The organism is Tumidithrix helvetica PCC 7403, from assembly GCF_965232925.1.
Classification (GTDB): domain Bacteria; phylum Cyanobacteriota; class Cyanobacteriia; order Pseudanabaenales; family Pseudanabaenaceae; genus Tumidithrix; species Tumidithrix helvetica.
In genome coordinates this window covers 23,738-44,945 of the sequence record NZ_CBDDRA010000034.1, presented here as the reverse complement: position 1 = coordinate 44,945, position 21,208 = coordinate 23,738, and the positions used below count along the sequence as shown (strand labels likewise).

Sequence of the window (21,208 nt, the reverse complement as noted above, 5' to 3'; positions counted from 1 at the left end):
TAAGNCTGNCAAGGAAGATCGTAAGGTAGCCTTTCTAGAATACGCTTGGGATATGAGTAGTTGCGATCCTTGCTCGGCAGATCCGCTCACCCCTGAGGAATTACAAAAAGCTGGTGTGTTTTGGTTGGATTCCCCCAGTCCTGGTGTTCCTAATCTAAATTCCAGCTTTAGAAGAGGTAGACCCCAACCTACTTCTAGTCGCGTATTCATCTCTCGTTTCCACGTTCGCTATAGCCGCGATAAGTTCCCCGAAGATTTGATGTTTAAGGAAACTACGAACCAAGAGTCTTTTCAAGGTCGCTATGTCCTGCGCCATGCCTTTGAGGGAGAAGCTCGATGTGAAGCAGGGCAACAGTATCAAAAATCTCTACCTATCCGATACGAAAAAGAGGCAAAAACTTTGGCACAGTTGACGGGATGGAATATCCAAGATATCCGCCGCAAGCTAAAGCTACCTGCAACTGGTACTCAGGGTAGTTCTTTCTGGCGCACAATCTGGAAATAAGCGATCGCAGGTCATTAAAAAAATAGTAGCAAGAGCCGATCGTCTAAGCGATCGGCTCTTGCTTTTTGGTGTTTGACGTTTGGATGATGAGTTAGTCAAGGTTTTAGCATTAGTTGCTTTTGCGATCGCAACACAGTTTAATTTATTAGAACTTACCCTAGAAACCGAATCTATGAAATCAAAGATAAATTTTCTGAATCGCTGCTTTTTAGTTTTACCTGTAGCTGTATCTATCGTTATTTTGAGTGCAATATCAGCGCTGTTAATTGGCATGAGCCCTGGCTACGCTCAAAGTGACTCTGCACTTCAAACCGCCGAGGAGTGTAAAATCCTGCAAACTTCGCTTCAGACCCTAGTAAAAGCATCTGATTTTAAAAATGCCGATCGGATGGTGGAAGTTCTAAACATTTCTGTTCAAGATCTTGAGAAAGCAAAACTCTCAAACCCAGTTTTACAGTCGGTGCGATCGGGCTATGTAAAGGCGATCGCCAATTTGGCACAGGTCGTCAAAGCGATCGGTGCTGAACATCCCGATCATCAACCCCTAAAATCACAATTTTTCAAGCCTTCATTTACCGAATTTAGCAAAGAAATTAGCCCTTGGATTCAAAAAGCTGTGACTGAATGTCCCAATAAATAGACGATTCCCGATCTCAGTCGGTGATTTTTATCATTTTCTGGTAATGCCAAAAACTCCTCTAAGGTCAGCGGTTTTGGAGGAGTTTGTAACATTTTCTCTTTTTCGATTTGGGCTAATACATCTATCTCCAGTACTCACAGCAAATTAGCTTCAAAAGCACCACATACAGAAATCTAAAACCCAAGGCGGGGCTATCCATTTTCGTAGTGAATTAGATCGAAAACTGCTTTAAATCAGCGATTAGCAGAAAAGTTAGACTGATAACTGGCAGCCTGTAGGCGAAACATTTTTTCGTAAAGACCGCCTAAGGCGATTAGTTCCGCATGGGTTCCAACTTCCACAATTTGACCTTTATCTAAAACCACAATCCGATCGGCCATTTGTACCGTAGAGAAACGGTGGCTGACGAGGAAGGTCATCTTTCCTTTGGTGAGTAGGCGAAACCTTTGAAATAGATCGTGTTCCGCGATCGCATCCACAGCCGCCGTTGGTTCGTCGAGAATGAGGATTTGGGCTGAAGTCATAAACGCTCTTGCCAGACCAATTTTCTGCCATTGTCCGCCTGAGAGTTCGATGCCACCCGAAAAAATTTTTCCCAAAATAGTTTGATAGCCGCGATCGAGCGCTGCGATCGTATCCGTTGCCCCCGCATCTATGGCTGCTTTTTGAATGCGGTCTTGATTTTCACGTTCCTTTAGATCGCCAAAGCCAATATTATTTTCCACACTCAGGGAGTAACGGGCAAAATCTTGAAATAGCACGCCGACTTGAGCGCGAAGTTCGCTTAAGTCAAATTCTTGCAAAGGAATATCGTCAATCGTAATCTCTCCTGCATCGATATCGTAAAAGCGCGTGAGTAGTTTGAGTAGCGTTGTCTTGCCCGAGCCATTGATACCCACTAAAGCAATACATTCATTGGGCTGTACCGTAAGGTTGATATTTTGGAGAACGGGTTCGCTTGCTCCTCCATAGGTAAAGCTGACATTACGCAAAGCCAACCCTGACTGCATCGGTACTGGAAATTTTTTAGGGGACTTCTCAAGAGCATGACTGACTACCTGCGGTTTTAGATTTAAAAACTCAAAATATTGGGAAACATAGAGGTTGTATTCATAAATGGTCGCGATGTTTTGCAGAATTCCTTGAATCGCATTTTGAGCCTGTTGAAAGGCTCCCGCATACATGGTCAGATCGCCGACTGTAATCAGTCCTCGTACTGCCTGCCAAATCACCAAAGCGTATGCACCATAAAATCCAATACTCGCGACAATTCCAATGCCTACACGGGCTAATGCCTGTTGGAGTGCCAATTTCTTGGATTCCTGATTAAAGCGATCGCGAATCTCACGATATTCCTTTAAGAAGTAATCTCCCAAATTAAAGAGACGAACTTCCTTTGCAAAAGCTGGATCTGTCAAAATTTCGCCAAAATAGTCAGCCAAACGTTTGCTTTGGGTTTGGCGACGCAGCATCCAAAAGCGCCGACTGGAATAGCGCACGCCCACCCAAAAAGTAGGGAGAGAAGTTAAAAGCAGCAACACAACCACCAAAGGGCTAAACCGCAACAGAAGGGATACGAGCCCTGCAAAGCCAATCAGTTGCCCTGCCAGTTGCGTGAGATTCCCAATCACGCGGAGGGGATAAAAACTGCCACTTTGCTGCGCTCGGTTGAGCGTGTCATAAAACTCAGCGGACTCAAAATGAGCCAGATCCAATTTGGTTGCCTGTTCCAAGAGAATGCCATTGGCATAGAGGGAAAAGCGATCGCTGAGAACCTGCGAAACAAAGGCATTCCCCTGCTGAAGAGCCTCTTGGAGCAATGCCAAACCCAGCCCTAAGCCAGCCAGTCCCAATAGGGGCACAATGTCTAAATTTGACGTACCGATCGCATGAATCACGCGATCGACAATCAGCTTGGTGACATAGAGCTGTGCCACGGGAATTAATGCCCCCGTCACAGTCAAAGCCAAATTTAGCAGTAACCAACCCGATGCTGCCTGCCAAACTAGGCGCATCAATTTTGGCATATTGCTCAGCAAAGACGATAGTTTCGTTGAGCTAGGAGGCTGGGGGCGAGAATGACGCATAGGATTCGGGCGATCGGGGCTGAAATAGGCAATAGTCCAATGTAGCAAGAACGTAGAAAAATTAATTCGCGAATTGACTAGCCAGATCGGACAAGTATCGGTACAATTCAGCGCGTGTAGCTATACTCACCTTGAGTAGATAAAAGCAACTCACAAAATCGGTAGCTTTCATTTAAAATTCTGTGGTGGCAAACCTGAAAACTCAGCAGTCCAGATCGAGTTTCTTCGCGAATCTAATCTGCTGCCTACTCTGTGTAGGCATACTATTGCTTTGCTTTACACCTGCCGTTTTCGCGCAATCGGTGCAAGACCTGCACAACTACCAAAACCTAGTTGAGCAGCAAAAACAGATCGTCCAGAAGCAGCAAGAACAGATCAAAGCGATCACCAAACCCGCGCAAGATCGCCTCGATGCCTTGCGACGCAATGTCAAAGTTACGGCAGAACAAATTCAAGACAACGAGGAAAAACTTAAACAAGCTCAGACATCGCAGCAAAAGTTAGAAAAGAAGCTGCAAGAGCTTGAGTATGACCTCAACCGCAAGCGCACTGCCACGACGGCACGTTTGCGTTACCTGCAAAAACAACAGATGCAAAAGTGGTGGATTTTGCTCTTAAGCAGTCAAGACCTTAACCAGTTTGCCGATCGCCGCCGCCAGATCAATCGCATTTACGAAGGCGATCGCCAACTTCTTGCCACCCTCAAACAAAACACCGACAGAGTTGAGTCTCAGCGCAAGCAAGTAATTACCCAAGCCAATGAGATTGCCTTACTCAATCAAAAGCTGAAATATCAAAAAGCCAACTTTGAAGCTGAAGTTGTTGCCCAATCGAATGTAATCGATCGCTTGAAAAGCGATCGGCGTGCCTTAGAGCTTGCCGAAGATCGCTTAGCTCAAGATTCTCGCCAAATCACCAGTTTGATTTTGGCAAAGGCACAAACAGCACCTGGAATTATGATTATGCCAGGTACGGGGCAACTGATGTATCCCACCGTTGGCGAAGTGACCAGTCCCTTTGGTTGGCGGATGCACCCGATTTTGGGCTATGACCGATTTCACTCAGGTATGGATTTTGGCGCAGACTACGGCAGCATGATCTACGCATCCGATCGCGGTACGGTGATCTATGCAGGTTGGTATGGCGGCTATGGCAATGCGGTGATCGTCGATCACGGCAACGGCTTGACGACGCTGTACGGTCACTGTAGCGAACTCTTTGTGAATGAGGGGCAGACCGTGCAAAAAGGTCAGCCCATTTCTGCCGTAGGTTCGACTGGATTTTCGACTGGGCCTCACTTACATTTTGAGGTGCGTGCTAATGGGGAACCTGTCGATCCCGCTCAGTTTTTATAAGGAAATATCCCATGCGATCGACAGAGTTACTGATGGAACGGTATGACAAAATCGACATTCCACCAATCAAACCAATCGTGACCAGAGTAGAAAGATATGGTTGTAAATACGAAAATTGTGGACAGGAACAAATAGCCGAAGCACCAGTAGGGATGGAGTCAGGAAGTCCATTTGGGGAACGCATCGCCGCCTTAGTGACAACAATGAGATACAGTCACGGGATCAGCTATCGTCGAATGCAGCAAATGATGTTAGAGGTATTTGGCTTAGATATCTCTGAAGGAGCGATCGCCAACCTATTATCAAGAGTCAAAGAACAACTAGGCTCAGAAGTAGAACGAATACATCAAGCACTCAAAAGCTCACGACTAGTATGCAGTGATGAGACAAGTGCCAGAGTAAATGGTAAAAAACAATGGGAATGGGTGTTTCAGAACGAACAGGTGTGTTTCCATATCATTCGACCTTCTAGAGGAGGAGATGTGATTACAGAAGTGATGGGAGGACATCAACCTGAAGTATGGGTGTCAGACTTGTTTAGCGCCCAGAAGACGCATCCAGCCGTAGAATGGCAAGTATGTCTTGCCCACCAACTCAGAGATTGTCAGTATGGCATCGAAGCAGGGGATGAGATTTTCTCAGGCAGAATGAAAAAGCTCTTACTACGAGCTTTTGTAGTACAAAAGCGTTGGGCAGATTTAGCAGAAACCACAGGTTATCAATATCGATGTCGGTTGTATCGAGATCTTGATGCGGTTCTAGCTCTACTGCCCACACAAGAAGATGGAGTTAGATCACAAAATCGTTATCTGGGTTTACGAAAAAACTTATTTCTGTTCTTGGATGACCCGACAATCCCAGCAACAAATAATGCAAGCGAACAAGCACTGCGTTGGAGTGTCATATTTAGGAAAATCACGAATGGTTTTCGTTCCAATTGGGGACGAGATCTATTTGCGATGGTACGTTCTATTGTCAATACTGGAAAGCGACAAGGTTTGTCTGCTTTTGAGTCGATTCTTGCGGCTTTAAACCCTCTTGAATCATTATTTCTTCTGAGTTGAGCAATTACGGATTTTCTCTCAAACGCATTACTTTCTCAGCTACTCGTGGAATATGAGCTGGATCGACTCTTTATACTCCCCATTCCTACCTCGAACTGACTGCTTCTGCTCTAGCCATGACTGAGACATAAACTTAAAATATAAGGCTTTATCTGCCGTTAACATACTCCGAGCGGGAAGTCCTCGTCACCCACAGTTCGGGATGCTCATCGAGGTAGAGATTTTGAGATTTTGATCGTACAATACTGAAATGCTAACAAGGCGAATCCCCTACAGACTTTACCCCACCAAAGCTCAAGAGCAAACCCTCTATGAGTGGCGGAGACTGCATTGTTACCTCTATAACTCAGCACTCGCAGATCGTAGAAATAGCTACCAGCGCCAAGGTAAATCTGTAAACTACCTAGATCAACAAAACCGACTACCCGCCTTCAAAGAAGTGTGGACAGCGTATAAAACACTTGGCTCACAAGCCTTGCAAGTCACCCTAAAACGAGTTGACCTTGCCTATCAGCACTTTTTTGCAGGAAAAGCAGCCTATCCAAGATTCAAATCTATCCGCCATTATTCAGGCTGGACATACCCTGCCATTTCAGGGTGGAAAGCACTAACTGATGGTAAAAATGGCTATTTGGATCTATTGAATCTAGGTAAGATTCAGATGCGAGGACAAGCAAGACAATGGGGCATCCCCACAACTTGCACCATCCTGAACCGACATGGTAAATGGTATGCATCAATCACCGTGAACTGTGAAGTAATCAGAGAAACAGGAGAAGGTGCAATCGGCTTAGATTTTGGCGTGCATCATGCGATCGCCACGAGTAATAGTGAAATTATTGAGGCTCCAAAGTTCCTAGCTAAAACTGCCGAAAAGATCAAAAAGGCAAGTAAACAGAAACGGAGAAAGCAATCACCCAACTATAAGCAGAAAATCAAAGCTTCAAAACGTTGGAAAAAAGCACAAACCAAAGTTTCTAAACTAACACGCAAAGTCGCGAGACAAAGACAAGATTGGGTGCATCAAGCAAGTACAAAGATAGTAAGCAGTAATAGCCTAATTTGTACCGAGCAACTTAATCTCAAAGGGATGACCCGCAAAGCCAAGCAAGGAAGTAAGCGCAAAGCTCAGAAAACTGGGTTGAACCGCAATATGTTAGATGTAGGAATCGGTATGCTCAAATCGGCAATTCAGTACAAAGTCACTGAAGCAGGTGATCAGTATCTTGAGATTCCAACTCAAACAGCTAAACCTTCTCAAACTTGCCCCAATTGTGGCGATCAGCATAAAAAAGATCTCAGTGAGCGTATCCATCATTGTTCTAAGTGTGGCTACACAACCGATCGCGATGTAGCTGCGGCTCAGGTGATGCTCAACTGGGTACTTTATGATTCTGCGGTGTTTGGAACGAACATCGTCAAACGTGGAGGGCAAAGCGCTACTTCAAAGGCTACACTTTGTGGATCGATGAAGCAACTTGGCTCAAAGAAGCGTCAAAAACACGCACTCCTTGCAAATGGGGATTCAGAAACCCCTCACGCAGTGAAACGGAATGCGGGGTAGTTCATATATCGTAGTTAGCTTGGCATGGGATTTTGTATGCAAAAAACAATTTTGGCGGGTTTGGTTTTGGCTGCGGTGGGAGTTGGTATGGGTGCAGCGATCGCTTTTCGCTTAGTCAGTAACAGTACGAGCAGACTCTCAATTGCCACCACCCAATCTACAACCAGCACGCAACCAACCGATCTAACAACCTCTATAACCGAGAATAATCAAGCCATAGGTCAAGGCAAAACTGGCGCAGACAAGTCTTTCTGTCAGTTTAACGCGCTCAACTCGGTTACCAACTCCTTGTATCAAGTGCAGGCGATCAACGCGATCGCTCACGATCCTTTACCCACCTTATCTAACTTTAGTGGGCTCCTAAAACCAGAGTTTCTTGCCAGTTTTACACCTGCACCCTTTCCTAAAATTAGCGATCGCGCCCGTTCTGCTAGCGTGCCCATCATCATGTACCACGACATTACTACCAGCAAAGAGGTGTCATGGGATGTAACGCCCACAGAGCTAGAAGAGCAAATCCAAGCGATCTACGATAATGGACTGACCCCGATTACGCTCGACCAATTGGTCAATCATCTCCGTACGGGGTCATCTTTACCCGAAAAACCAATTTTACTGACCTTTGATGATAATTATGTGGGGCAATATACCTATGCCTTCCCACTCCTAAAAAAATATAACTACCCAGCGGTTTGGTCCGTTCACACGCGCTTTGTAGGTTCAACCGCTGGCAAACCGAAAGCCACATGGGATCAACTCCGAGAAATGCAGCGCAGTGGTCTAATTACGATCGCTTCCCATACGGTCAATCACTACAATATGTTGAAGTTAGATGATGCCAAAGTGGAAGAAGAACTACGCGTCTCCAAGCAGGTGCTCGAAAAAGAATTAGGCATTTTCATTCGCTACTTTACCTATCCTGAGGGTTCTTATAGCGAGCGCATCAAGCAAAAAGTCGCCGAAGTAGGCTATGAGGCAGCCTTGACCATGAGTCTCGATCCTTACCAAGAGAAACCTGCCAATACCTCTGAAGATATCCTCTCGATCATGCGTTACGGTCAGTCTCGCATTCGAGAAGCAATTCCACTTGCCTCGGGTGGAACGCCATCGGAGTCCTTTACCCTATTTCCTAATTTGACCGCTTCTGGGAATAGTGGCATCAATTTCACCACGCCCGTACAAAAGCGACAGGTCAGTATTGATGGCTTTCCCGTAACCTTGGTCTATGGGGGTAGACCTGTAACCGTTCATGCCGATAAGCGCGGCAAAGTCGAAGAGATCATGAAAACTGCCGATGCGATCGCAGCAGTAGATGGAGGTTTCTTTTCCTTAGAACGCATTGATGGCAATAAGATGATTGGGCCCGTTATGAGTCAGTTTTCTAGTAACGGAGGCGTATTTAATCCTGGCAATAAAGGAGAAAATCCACTTTTGAACGGTCGCCCTCTGGTTTTGATTAGTCCGACAGGGATTAAGTTTGTACCGTTTGATGCCAGTAAACATACAAGTTTAGATGCGCTTAAAGCCGAATTGCCCGATGTCACCGATGCTTTTGTCGCTGCTGGTTGGCTTGTCCGCGATGGTAAACCCCAGACCGCAGAAAGTTTTGGTAAGTTGTACGGTTTTGATGCCAGCCGCGATCGCGCCTTTTGGGGCATCGATCGCACGGGTAGACCTGTGATTGGCGTCACCCAAGAAATGATTGACTCGGTAGGGTTAGGCAAGCTTTTAGCCAAGACAGGTTTGCAGGATGTGGTTATGCTCGACTCTGGGGCTAGTGCTTCCTTGGCATATCAAAATCGCTCGATGATGAGTTACGAACCTCGTCCTGTCCCCCATGTTGTGGCACTATTGCCCCCTAATCCCGTCAAAACCGAAGAGACATCGACTGTGACTTGTCCAGTGAGCTTGGCTCCAGCGGCTGTTCCCAGCCAAAATTGAACATCTTATAGAGAGTGTTTGAGAAATACATATAGCAATCCTAAATCAATCGTGAGACAGGATTTTGTGAACTAAACCACTATGCACTTCCAGTGCATAGTGGTTTAGTTTTATTGAAACCTATATCTGGTAGGCATTTATAGCCTGTTCGTTAATTATTGAGAAACGTGTGTGGTTGCCCTAGGGGATGCCCCTTTATAAGATTGAAATTGTGATTTATCATTGGATATAGGTCTTCAGCCAAGTTTCAATATCTTGTCGAAATTCGTTGTTTGGAGCTTCTACAAAGCGATCTTCTGAATTCCCTTTCGAGCTTGATGAGGGAATATATACCTGAATACAGGGATTTGCCTCACGAGCGAAAGTTGTCTTTGCAAGTTGCTTGCCAGTTTTGGACTCATACAACTGAATTTCCAACTCACTACGATACCGATTAAGTTTAAATGGTTTGTCTGTTCCAGCTATTGAATAAGGGCATGATTCCAATAGCTTGGATTTCATGTTTTCGGTAATACAAATCACCAAAGCCGTATTTGGGGGGGATGAAGACATGAATTGCGGCGGCAAATATTCTAGATCGGCTTTAATGAAGTTTGAGCTAGGCTTTTTAGTCACAAATGCAGTGACAACTTTTTTGCTCCCTCCCCACATTTGTTTGTTGTTTGGGAGTGTTTCTGGCGAGGGTCTACCATTTAGGCACACGAGTGGAAGTCGATAATAATCTTCAGGTTTATATGGTTGAGTGGGTTGGGAATTAATATCTGAAGATTTTGGATTTGGCACAGGATCGCTGCACCCAGCTAAAATTGAAAAACTTAATAAGAGAAGACAAAAAGATAATATTTTCAATTTCATAATCCTAACCTAGAGCCTTGCTAGTAAAGTTCAATAGGAGATGTTTGTTGATTGACTACGTATTTGTTTGCGTATTTAGAAAGAACGTATGTGTCCAACTAACTAAACTTCAGCCTAAACAGATTAACTCTGCTAAAAATCCTACACATCATTCATTTATTTAGGTAATTTTTAGATTAACACGATGACTGAGTATTATAGAGCAACGTCCAACATTTAGCCATGGGGAGTGTCAATGGCCGAGTTGAATTCCAAATATCATATTTAGGCGATCGCGTACCCATGTAATCGCCGCAGATTCCGATCTTTTAATTTCCTCTTCATTCAGTAGTCCCATATTAATCAGAATCTGCTGTCGTTCTGAGAGTTTAAGCGCAATTTGTTCGCCAAGTTCTTGATGATCGGTTAACAATTTTTGCAACTGTCTGCGTCCAATTACAAATAGGGTCGTATCGGTCAATGCCCTTACGGTTGCTGTGCGCGGTGTCCCTGTAAGCAGGGCAATTTCCCCAAAAAACTCCCCGTGATGGAGCGTCGCAATGTGAGTGTCTGTGCGCTCAGAAATAATTTCTACGGAGCCAGAGAGAATAATATAAAACGTATCGCTAGGATCGTCTTGCTTGCAAATTATTTGGGGTGGGGCAAAATGTTGACGAAATCCACTTGCAATCACTGCTAACAATTCAGTATCTGTACATCGTTCGAAATAAGAAACTCGTCGCAATAAATCTCGTAGACTGCGCTTACTAACAGTTTTAGCTGTAAGTTTGTTCTTACCTGAACTTGTTGCATCTGTATTTGACTCTGGCTTATCAAAATTGATTTTCTTCTCACCATTTTCATAGCCATTGTCACTAATTTTTTCACTGATTTTGTCACTAGGTGAGTGATTCTGAAATAGGGGTTTTAACGCTTCAATATTCCGAATTCTGAGATCGCGATGGGGATAAGGAATTTCAATACTACGTTGGCGTAGTTCGTATTCAACCCTAAAATTTAAAGCACTTTTAATCGGTTCGTTCTCATTGGGATTGTTGACCCAAACCAACAACTGAAAATCTAAGGAACTGCTACCAAAACCTTTAAACCAAACCTCAGGTGGGGGATAAGAAATGACTCTAGGCTCCGATCTCGCTGCTGCAATTAATGCTTCGGTGAGTAAGAGCGGATCGGTACCATAGGCTACCCCAACAGGTAAATGAATGCGGCAAATATGACCACCATAACTCCAATTTACGGTGTCATTTTCGATGAAGCGCTGGTTGGGTACAATCACAAAAACATCGTCATTCGTTCGCACAATCGTCGAGCGAATCGATATTTTTTCGATCGTTCCTTGCAGTCCATTAATTTCAATGTAATCGCCGACTTTAATCGTTTGCTCGAATAATAAGACTAATCCGCTAATAAAATTGCTAGCAAGATTTTGTAAGCCGAAACCAATTCCAATCCCCAAAACCCCTACGACTACGGTTAAGGAACTAAGATTAATTCCTGCTGTTTGTAAAACAATAACAATACCTAAAACTGTGAGAGAATATTTAACAGAAACGGCTACAGCTTCTTGAAGTCCTCGATTTAATCCTAGCCTTGATAAAAGCGATCGCCTGATGAGTTCCGTAGCGATTCTTGCCACGACAAATACTAAAACAACCTGTATCGTAAGGGATGCTACTGACGCAAAAGAAAACTTCATACCACCGATATCAAAAATCGGATGCACTAGAAAATTGTATAAACTGCTGAGTAGGTTATCCATGAATTTATACGCTGATATCCTGACAGGAATTGTTAGGGAATTTACTTAAATGGTTACTTAAAATTCTTGTGAGAATAAATCAGATCGAACAGGCATAGTAATTTTTCTAGCTAAAGCACAATCACTTTTCCAAAGAGTTAGATCGCAAATAAAAGGTTCCACTGGTTTATTCTGAATCCTATATAAGTCTAGCTGCCTCTTTTCCTGTTGTCGAACATCCTTGCTGCTTTTTATACCATTCTCAATCTAATTATCCATGCGCTTACCCAATATTATTTTGCCCGGTTATCTAGCAGGAGCCTCAGACTATTTTGCAATCGAACAAGCCCTGCGATCGCAGGGGCATCCTGCGCTTGTTGTGCCGCTCAAGTGGTGGGAATGGTTGCCTACAGTAGGTGGGCGTTCGATCGCACCGATCTTAGAAAAACTCGATCGAGCCGTCGAGCAAGTGCGATCGGAGTATGGGGTTTCTAAAGTGAATATTATCGGGCATTCGGCGGGCGGTTGGTTGGCAAGAATTTATCTAGGCGACCAACCCTATTACGATCGCATTTGGAAAGCACGCGATCGCGTAGCGAAGCTGGTTACTTTGGGTACGCCCCACCGCAGCCTCGAACCTTGGACGCGTAGAAATCTTGGCTTTGTTAACGACAATTATCCCGATGCCTTTTATGAGGATGTGCAATATATCTGTGTAGCTGGGCGATCGGTTTATGGTGAAAAAAGCCTCTCTAAGTGGGTCGCTTACAGCAGTTACGAGCTAACCTGCGGTATCGGTAATGCTTGGGGGGATGGCATTACACCCATTGAGGCAGCACACCTAAAAGGGGCTGAAAATCTCGTGTTTGATGGGGTAAATCACTCGCCTAAAGCAGGGACTTGGTATGGCTCACCTGAAATCATCGCAGCATGGGTTAAATATTTGTAGCATTGCTGTTGACGATGGGGTTTGGGGCAAATCTTGTCTAGTTAAGAGGCGATCGCATCTTGAAAACCTAAGCATAAATTACTAGGAAAAATCTGGGTATGAGACTAGACATTTTTAAAAATCCAAGATATATTTCAATTGTGTGAGGAGCGAACAAAAGAAAGAGCCTAGACGAAACAGGGAAAGTCTTAGGCTCTTTCTTTGTTTTGTGGATTTTGGATTTGGGTAAAGTGAATAGTTTTACAGTTCTCGCTCTTGATTGTTAGTCGCGAAAACTAGGCTTAATCTTCCTAGTTCAGCAGACTAAAGTTTTTTCAGGTAAAAAGTCAACCAGTAAATCAAGATGTCACCTTTACCGCATCGCACGAAAGTTGTTGCCACAATTGGACCTGCGAGTAACTCTCGTGAGGTCATTTACCAGTTGATTCAGGCGGGAATGGTTGTGGCAAGACTCAACTTTTCCCACGGTAGTTATGAAGATCATGCCAACACCGTCAAGTTACTGCGCGAAGTTTCCAAAGAACTGAACGTTCCAGTCAGCCTTTTGCAGGATTTGCAGGGGCCCAAAGTGCGCGTAGGACAGTTGCCTGACGGCGCGATCGCTTTACAAGATGGAGATGCGATCTCTTTAGTCCCGATCGCTGATTTTAACAATCAACCCCTCACGATTCCAATAGACTATCCCCATTTGGCGGAAGAAGCGCAAACAGGTACGCGGATTTTGCTGGATGATGGACTGCTGGAGTTTACCGTCACTGAGATTAGCGAATCCGTGGTGAAGTGCCTCGTAGTCAGAGGTGGACTGCTCAAAAGCCGTAAAGGCGTGAACCTTCCTAGTCTCAATCTGCGATTGCCTTCGATGACTGAGAAAGATATCCAAGACTTAGATTTTGGTTTAACGCAGGGGGTTGACTGGATATCTCTAAGCTTTGTACGGCAAGCAGAAGACATTCGCACGCTCAAAGCTTTGCTCAAACAAAAGGGAGCAGATACACCTGTCATAGCCAAGATTGAAAAACCCCAAGCGATCGAGCATCTTGATGAAATTCTAGATGAATGTGATGGCGTGATGGTGGCGAGGGGCGATCTGGGGGTAGAGGTTAATCCCGAACGGGTTCCCTTACTGCAAAAGCGGATTATTCGTGCTTGTAATCTGCGCGGTATTCCCGTGATTACGGCGACCCAAATGCTCGATAGCATGATTCAAAACCCGCGCCCCACACGCGCTGAGGCTAGTGATGTTGCCAATGCCATTATTGATGGAACCGATGCTGTAATGCTTTCTGGTGAGTCGGCTGTAGGAGCCTTCCCAGTGCAATCTGTGGAGATGCTGGTGCGAATTGCGGCTGAAGTAGAGCCAACTTTGGATTTCTCAAACCTGCCGCCCTACGAAATTAATGAGACCCATGCCATCAGCGAAGCCCTGAATGCGATCGCGAGGATTCTCACTTTAAAATGTATTGTTGCTCTCACAAATACTAGCTATACTGCCCGACTCGCTGCTGCCGAGCGTCCTCAACAGCCAATTATTGCAATTACCCCCAATCAGAAAACCTATCAAAGGTTAAATTTGATTTGGGGCGTTTTGCCATTGTTACTGCCTGCAACCTACGATTCCATAGAAGCTCAGATCGATCTAGTGGAAGCGTTGTTATTGAGCAAGAATCTGGTGAAGCCCGATGACACAATTTTGATTTTGGGTGGTATTCCCCTTAAGCAAACAGGCGGCACAAACTTGCTCAAAATTCATAGAATTAAATCTGATGGCAATTTTTCTTAAATTTGCAACAGATCGGATTTTGGGTTCCGCGCTCTGCACGGTCATTTCAAAAAGATATGTTGCAACATTTTTTGAAAATGGTATTAGGATTTATTTTAAGACATGTAGCGTTAATTAAAATTAAGCATATTTTTTAGTTAGGATTCCATTTTGACTGAATCTAAAGGAACTTCTGAGAGTTCATTCCTACATATCTACTCCTCAGATAGGCTATGGGAATGGTTAGAAAAAGAACAGATTAGTATAGGCTTTACGACCTATCAGACTAATCGTCTGATGTTGGTGGGGCGGAAGACTAATGGAAGATTAGCGTTTCATGAGCGACTCTTTGATAAGCCGATGGGACTCTATGCCCAAGACGATCGCTTGTACATGAGTACGCGTTATCAAATTTGGCGATTTGATAACCATTTGGCGAATGGCGAAACCTATCAAGAAGCCGATCGCCTATATGTGCCGAGTCTGAGCTACACCACAGGTAGTCTGAATGTCCACGATCTGGTTTTGGGTCGTGATGGCACACCAATATTTATCAATACGGACTTTAGCTGTCTGGCAACGATCGCTGAGGGCTATAGTTTTGCGCCGATTTGGCAACCGCCATTTATTACCAAACTGGTTGCTGAAGATCGCTGTCATCTGAATGGATTGGCGATGGTGGAAGGAGAACCCAGTTATGTTACTGCTTGCAGCATGACCGACAGCGCCGCAGGGTGGCGATCGCACCGTAATGATGGCGGCATTGTCATGCATATTCCCAGTAATGAAGTTGTGGTCGGAAATCTATCGATGCCGCACTCGCCGCGTTGGTATCAGGGCAAACTCTGGTTGCTGAATGCGGGGACAGGGGAACTAGGCTATGTCGATGACCACAAATTTGTGCCGATCGCCTTTTGTCAGGGATTTGTGCGGGGCTTAGCCTTTTGGGGTGATTTGGCGATCGTGGGACTATCGAAACTGAGGTCGGCGAGTTTTTCGGGATTAGTACTAGAGGAAAGGCTGTTAGCGGAAGGGAAAACGGCGCAATGTGGATTAGTGGTATTCAATCTCCGCACTGGGGAAACTGTCCATTCTTTATTTTTAGATAAGCCAATCGAAGAGTTATTTGATGTGGTGGTCTTGCCTAATGTTGTGCGTCCTATGTCTTTGGGCTTTCAGAATGAAGATATTGAACGGCTGGTGACTTTTCCTAATTCTCATGGATTGGTCACGACTAAACCGACGGTGAAACGTCCTAGGGATAACTCATTGGCGATCGCTGGTTTGCCAACAAAGGAACGAGTGCAGCGCGAAAATCAGGAAGCGCGGGAATATGAAGCGATGGAACGGCAAGAACTTGCTGAGGCAAAGGTCACTGGGGCAAAAATCGCTGAGGCAAAAATCAAATTTCAGAGGGTGTTTCATCTGAATCGTGAGAGTTTAGCGCCCTATGATGCGATGACTTTTCCGAATCTGCAACAACGTTGGCAAAGTCAACCGCAACGGGGCGAAGTAATCGGGGTTTCGGCTTCTTTTTTGGGCGATATGGTTGGTTTTGCGATCGCTGAGTTATTACCCGATTTCAAGGCGGAAATTATTTCGCTGTTTGTCGATCCAGACCACCGCCAAAAGGGAGTTGGCACCAAAATGCTAGCATTTTTGGAACGAGAAATATTTCAGCAGAAGTTCAGCCAAATTACGTTGATTTATGAGCCAACTGCTTTAACAGACAAGGCTTTGGAGCCGATATTTGTTAAGTTGGGCTGGGCTGCACCCCGATCGCTTGCCAATGGGTTAAAGGTTGCTCAAAAGGTTTTATCACCAAAAGTTAATCCTGTTAGTGAAGCGGCTAAGTTGAAGTTTGAGGAAGGGAAAAACCAAGCTCAGGCTCAGAATTTGGCACAGGCGATCGCTTGTTTTCAAGAGGCAATAGGTTTGCAGCCTGACTATGTGGCGGCTTATAACCAATTGGGCAATGCGTTGCAAGGATTGGGGCAGTCGGAACAGGCGATCGCCATTTATCAAAAAATATTAACGATTAATCCCAATGTCGCCGCCGCCCATTGCAATTTAGGTAGTATTTATCAACTGCAAGGAAAGTACGAGCAGGCGATCGCCGCCTATCAAAAAGCCATTGAACTCAAACCTGATTTTGCCTTGGCTCATCGCAATTTAGGCGGGCTATTGGCAAGTCAAGGGCGATCAGACATCCCCAGAGCCGCACCAGAAAGCTAGATTTTGAAAAAACAGCGCTTAATATTTTTTTATCGCTTCCCGCAAGACTAAACCTCAAATGCAAATTTTATGACTAGTATTTTTGTAGAAAGAACAGGTACGGCTAACCCCTTCAATGGCATTGATATCGGAGCTTACAGCGCTCCCACCTTCGCAGATATCGATGGCGATGGCGACCTTGATGCGATTGTTGGTGAAAGGTTCGGCACGCTCAAATATTACAAAAACACAGGTAGTGCCTCCAACCCAGTCTATGCGGAGCAAACAGGTACGGCTAACCCCTTCAATGGTCTTGATGTCGGGGATTCCAGCACTCCCACCTTTGCGGATCTCGATGGCGATGGTGACCTCGATGCGATCGTCGGTGTATTTCGCGGCCGGCTTAAGTACTACAAAAACACAGGAAGTGCCACCGACCCAGTCTATGCAGAGCAAATAGGTACGGCTAACCCCTTCAATGACATTGATTTCGGGTATTTTTACACTCCCACCTTCGCGGATGTCGATGGCGATGGCGACCTAGATGCGATTGTTGGTGTATCGTTCGGCATCCTCAATTACTACAAAAACACGGGTAGTGCCACCAACCCAGTCTATGCAGAGCAAGTAGGTACAGCTAACCCCTTCAATGGTCTTGATGTCGGGTCTTTGAGCAAGCCTACCTTAGCGGATCTCGATGGCGATGGCGACCTTGATGCGATTGTTGGTGAAAGGTTCGGCACGCTCAAATATTACAAAAACACGGGTAGTGCAGGCAACCCAGTCTATACAGAGCAAACAGGCGTAGCTAACCCCTTTAATGGCATTGATATCGGGCTTTACAGCGCTCCCACCTTAGCGGATCTAGATGGCGATGGTGACCTTGATGCGATCGTTGGTGAAAGGTTCGGCACGCTCAAATATTACAAAAATACGGGTAGTGCAAGCAACCCAGTCTATACAGAGCAAACAGGCATAGCTAACCCCTTCAATGGCATTGATATCGGGAATTACAGCGCTCCCACCTTCGCGGATCTTGATGGCGATGGCGACCTTGATGCGATTGTTGGTGAAAGGTTCGGCACGCTCAAATATTACAAAAATACGGGTAGTGCCTCCAATCCAATCTATGCAGAGCAAACAGGCGTAGCTAACCCCTTTAATGGCATTGATATCGGGTATCTTAGCACTCCCACCTTCGCGGATCTCGATGGCGATGGCGACCTTGATGCGATCGTGGGTGCATATGACGGCACGCTCAAATATTACAAAAACACAGGTAGTGCCTCCAATCCAGTCTATATAGCCCAAACAGGTACAGCTAACCCCTTTAATGGTCTTGATGTCGGGATTATAAGCACTCCCACCTTCGCTGATCTCGATGGCGATGGCGACCTTGATGCGATTGTTGGTGAAAGGTTCGGCACGCTCAAATATTACAAAAATACGGGTAGTGCCTCCAATCCAATCTATGCAGAGCAAACAGGTACAGCTAACCCCTTCAATGGCATTGATATCGGGATTTGGAGCACTCCCACCTTCGCGGATCTTGATGCTGATGGCGACCTTGATGCGATCGTGGGTGCATCTGATGGCACGCTCAAGTACTTCCTGAGTAACGCAACTCCAACTCTCACGGGCACACCAGCCACACTAGCGGCAGGAATAGAAGATACTGCCTACACTATTTCCACCTCAGATTTATTACAAGGATTCTTTGATGCTGATGGCGATACCCTCTCTATCTCAGGACTAACTGCCAGCAACGGCACGCTTATCGACAATGGCAATGGAACCTACAATTTTGCTCCCAATGCGAACTTTAATGGCAACGTCAACCTCACCTACAATGTCATCGATGGCAACGGCGGTATTACTCCCGCAACTCAATCCTTTGCGATCGCATCCGTCAACGATGCACCAGTCCTAACAGGCACACCAGCCACACTAAATACTGGCACAGAGGATACCACCTACATCATCAACACCTCAGATTTATTACAAGGATTCTTTGATGCTGATGGCGACACCCTCTCTATTTCGGAACTAACTGCCAGCAACGGCACACTTATCGACAATGGCAATGGAACCTACAATTTTGCTCCCAATGCGAACTTTAATGGCAACGTCAACCTCACCTACAATGTCATCGATGGCAACGGCGGTATTACTCCCGCAACTCAATCCTTCTCTATTGCATCCGTCAACGACGCTCCGATCGTCAGCAATCCCATTCTCGCTCAAACTGCAACCGAAGATTCTCCATTCAGCTTCGCAATACCTACTAACACCTTTAGCGATATCGATGCTGGAGACACCCTCACCTACTCTGCAACCCTCGCCAATGGCAATCCCCTACCGAGTTGGCTGACCTTCAACCCCAGTACTGGAATATTCAGCGGTACTCCCTTGAATGAAAATGTCGGAGCGATCGACGTTAAAGTAACCGCAACCGATACCTCTAACGCTTCTGTCAGCAATACCTTTGCAATTACCATTGCCAACGTCAACGACGCTCCCACAGTAAGCAATCCGATTCTCGACCAAACTGCAACGCAAGGAACTCCTTTTAATTTCCAATTACCAGCCAATACTTTCAGCGATATCGATGTCGGCGATATCCTCACCTACAGCGCCACCCGCGCCGATGGCACTGCCTTACCCACTTGGCTCACCTTTAATCCCGCCACAGGAACCTTTAGCGGCAACCCTGCCAGCGGCGATGTGGGAACCCTCAGTGTCAAAGTCACCGCGATCGATCTGGCAAACACTAAAGCCGAAGATACCTTCGATCTTGTCGTCACTCCCCTATATAACATCATTACTGGAACCTCAGCTGGCCAAACACTTAACGGAACTAGCACCCATGACAAGATTTTCGGTTTAGGCGGCAATGACACCCTTTTCGGCTTTGCTGGGAACGACATTCTCGATGGTGGGTCTGGCAATGACACCCTCAATGGCGGTGACGGTATCGATACCCTAATTGGCGGACTGGGCAACGACACCTATATCCTAGACAGCCTCGATGACACCATCATCGAAGACCTCAACGCTGGAACCGACACCGTACAATCCTCCGTTAGCTACACCCTCGGTGCTAACTTAGAAAATCTCACGCTCACAGGTACGAGCGATATTAACGGGACAGGTAACGAGCAAGTGAATATCATCACTGGAAATGCTGGCAATAATACCCTCTATGGAGGGGATGGAAACGACAGGCTTAGGGGTGGACTGGGCAACGATACCTACATCATCGATAGTGCTGGCGATGTGATTAGCGAAGCCGCAAACGCTGGCATCGATACCGTGCAATCCTCTATCGACTATACCCTTGGCGCTAATCTAGAAAACCTCATCCTTACTGGAAGCGCAATCAACGGTACGGGGAACTCCCTCGCCAATACCATCTCAGGGAACGATCTTGACAATATTCTTACAGGTGGTGCAAACAGTGACACCCTAATTGGCAATGCTGGTAACGATATCCTCGTAGGTGGTGCTGGCAATGACATCCTTACAGGAGGAACGGGTCAAGATCGCTTTACTTTTGATATCAATGCCGTCTTTAATCGGTCAACCATCGGACAAGATAATATTACCGACTTCGAGCTTGCCAACGACAAAATTGTCCTCGATAAAACTACCTTTGCTTCGCTTTTGAGTGTTGCTGGTGATGGCTTTAGTCAGAGCAGTGAATTTGCCGTTGTTGCCACGGATGCAGCCGCTCAAACCAGCGGGGCTTTGATTGCCTATAACAGTACCAATGGCAACCTCTATTACAACCAAAATGGCGCAGCCAATGGCTTGGGAAGCGGCGGACTATTTGCAAATGTCAACGGGAATCCACTCTTAACTGCGAACAATTTCGCGATCGCAGCTTAAAAAGCCCAAGTCAGTTGAATCACAATAATCTCTCGCCCTGCGGGACTGGTGGCGCTCTCAGTCGTGGTGCGATCGCTGACTGAAGGCAACCCAGAACGGCGATCGAAGATCGCTAGCCAACCTGTATCCAGATTCAATCCTGATAAATATTTATCCAACTGCTTTAATCCCTCATTCAGTGGATCGGATCTACCATCGCGCCATACCTTCAAATTGGTTAAATATATCCTATGGCAAATAACGTACAAGTATCGCGGCTATATCTTTGATTTTGGCGATCGCAAGTTCGAGCAATGAAATAAATAAATTAAGAGTTGTAAACATAACTTTAGATAACCGAATAAATATCTTTCGTGTAATTTTTATCCCACCAAGGAGACGATGATACGATTAGCAATGGGCAAGGGTTACTTCTTCGTGCTTCTTACAGATCTAGAATGACTGGTATTTTATTTTTCTGCAACTCCCCTAGTTCATAGGATTTCTCAATATAGCAATCCTATATTGCTTATGAACGTGGTATAGGCTGAAAGCCTTTGCAGGCAGGATGCCTGCGCTACAAATAAATTACAATTCATTTAGGATCGCTATAGCAATCCATTACGGCTGTACCTAACAGGTTCTACAATTAACTCCGCCTTCTTACTTC

At 45.5% G+C, this 21,208-nt stretch carries 13 protein-coding genes and 1 pseudogene; 10 read left to right on the top strand and 4 right to left on the bottom strand.

The window, feature by feature from the left end; translation table 11 throughout:
* Positions 1–9: 9 nt before the first annotated feature.
* Together ACP2WE_RS22700 and ACP2WE_RS22695 are read left to right on the top strand one after the other, a co-directional pair.
* A pseudogene (locus ACP2WE_RS22700) lies at positions 10–505 on the top strand (DUF2330 domain-containing protein); the annotation flags it as partial.
* A gap of 79 nt (positions 506–584) precedes the next feature.
* On the top strand, positions 585–1,145 hold the full coding sequence (locus ACP2WE_RS22695; RefSeq protein ID WP_425217804.1) for a hypothetical protein: 561 nt from the start codon (positions 585–587) through the stop codon (positions 1,143–1,145).
* Positions 1,146–1,378: 233 nt separating this feature from the next.
* Here ACP2WE_RS22695 and ACP2WE_RS22690 read toward each other — a convergent pair whose 3' ends face one another.
* Positions 1,379–3,280, bottom strand: coding sequence for an ABC transporter ATP-binding protein (locus ACP2WE_RS22690; RefSeq protein WP_425217803.1), 1,902 nt, complete (start codon positions 3,278–3,280; stop codon positions 1,379–1,381).
* A gap of 254 nt (positions 3,281–3,534) precedes the next feature.
* Here ACP2WE_RS22690 and ACP2WE_RS22685 point away from each other — a divergent pair, with 254 nt between their 5' ends.
* From ACP2WE_RS22685 to ACP2WE_RS22670, 4 genes are all read left to right on the top strand, one after another.
* The gene (locus tag ACP2WE_RS22685; RefSeq protein ID WP_425217802.1) at positions 3,535–4,587 is read left to right on the top strand and encodes a murein hydrolase activator EnvC family protein; all 1,053 of its coding nucleotides are present in this window, start codon (positions 3,535–3,537) and stop codon (positions 4,585–4,587) included.
* An 11-nt stretch (positions 4,588–4,598) separates the two neighbouring features.
* Positions 4,599–5,651, top strand: coding sequence for an IS66 family transposase (gene tnpC / locus ACP2WE_RS22680; RefSeq protein WP_425217801.1), 1,053 nt, complete (start codon positions 4,599–4,601; stop codon positions 5,649–5,651).
* A 250-nt stretch (positions 5,652–5,901) separates the two neighbouring features.
* The gene (locus tag ACP2WE_RS22675; RefSeq protein WP_425217800.1) at positions 5,902–7,215 is read left to right on the top strand and encodes an RNA-guided endonuclease InsQ/TnpB family protein; all 1,314 of its coding nucleotides are present in this window, start codon (positions 5,902–5,904) and stop codon (positions 7,213–7,215) included.
* Positions 7,216–7,251: 36 nt separating this feature from the next.
* On the top strand, positions 7,252–9,156 hold the full coding sequence (locus tag ACP2WE_RS22670; RefSeq protein ID WP_425217799.1) for a polysaccharide deacetylase family protein: 1,905 nt from the start codon (positions 7,252–7,254) through the stop codon (positions 9,154–9,156).
* A 219-nt stretch (positions 9,157–9,375) separates the two neighbouring features.
* Here ACP2WE_RS22670 and ACP2WE_RS22665 read toward each other — a convergent pair whose 3' ends face one another.
* Positions 9,376–9,939: a hypothetical protein gene (locus ACP2WE_RS22665; RefSeq protein WP_425217798.1), complete on the bottom strand. Its 564-nt coding sequence runs from the start codon at positions 9,937–9,939 to the stop codon at positions 9,376–9,378.
* 304 nt (positions 9,940–10,243) lie between these two features.
* Positions 10,244–11,770 carry a cyclic nucleotide-binding domain-containing protein gene (locus tag ACP2WE_RS22660; RefSeq protein ID WP_425217797.1) on the bottom strand — a complete coding sequence of 509 codons (1,527 nt, stop codon included), beginning with the start codon at positions 11,768–11,770 and terminating at the stop codon, positions 10,244–10,246.
* Positions 11,771–12,026: 256 nt separating this feature from the next.
* Here ACP2WE_RS22660 and ACP2WE_RS22655 point away from each other — a divergent pair, with 256 nt between their 5' ends.
* The 4 genes from ACP2WE_RS22655 to ACP2WE_RS22640 all read left to right on the top strand — a co-directional run bounded on the left by ACP2WE_RS22655 (position 12,027) and on the right by ACP2WE_RS22640 (position 20,559).
* Positions 12,027–12,698 (top strand): alpha/beta hydrolase, encoded by a 672-nt coding sequence (locus ACP2WE_RS22655; RefSeq protein ID WP_425217796.1) that lies wholly within the window; start codon positions 12,027–12,029, stop codon positions 12,696–12,698.
* Positions 12,699–13,041: 343 nt separating this feature from the next.
* Positions 13,042–14,478 (top strand): pyruvate kinase, encoded by a 1,437-nt coding sequence (gene pyk, locus ACP2WE_RS22650; RefSeq protein WP_425217795.1) that lies wholly within the window; start codon positions 13,042–13,044, stop codon positions 14,476–14,478.
* 150 nt (positions 14,479–14,628) lie between these two features.
* A complete protein-coding gene (locus tag ACP2WE_RS22645; RefSeq protein ID WP_425217794.1) occupies positions 14,629–16,692 on the top strand; it encodes a TIGR03032 family protein in 2,064 nt (687 codons plus the stop codon).
* 69 nt (positions 16,693–16,761) lie between these two features.
* Positions 16,762–20,559, top strand: coding sequence for a cadherin-like domain-containing protein (locus ACP2WE_RS22640; RefSeq protein ID WP_425217793.1), 3,798 nt, complete (start codon positions 16,762–16,764; stop codon positions 20,557–20,559).
* Here the strand turns inward: ACP2WE_RS22640 and ACP2WE_RS22635 are convergent.
* Positions 20,556–20,717 carry a hypothetical protein gene (locus tag ACP2WE_RS22635; protein WP_425217792.1) on the bottom strand — a complete coding sequence of 54 codons (162 nt, stop codon included), beginning with the start codon at positions 20,715–20,717 and terminating at the stop codon, positions 20,556–20,558. The two genes, ACP2WE_RS22640 and ACP2WE_RS22635, sit on opposite strands and share 4 nt — an antisense overlap.
* Positions 20,718–21,208: the final 491 nt, after the last annotated feature.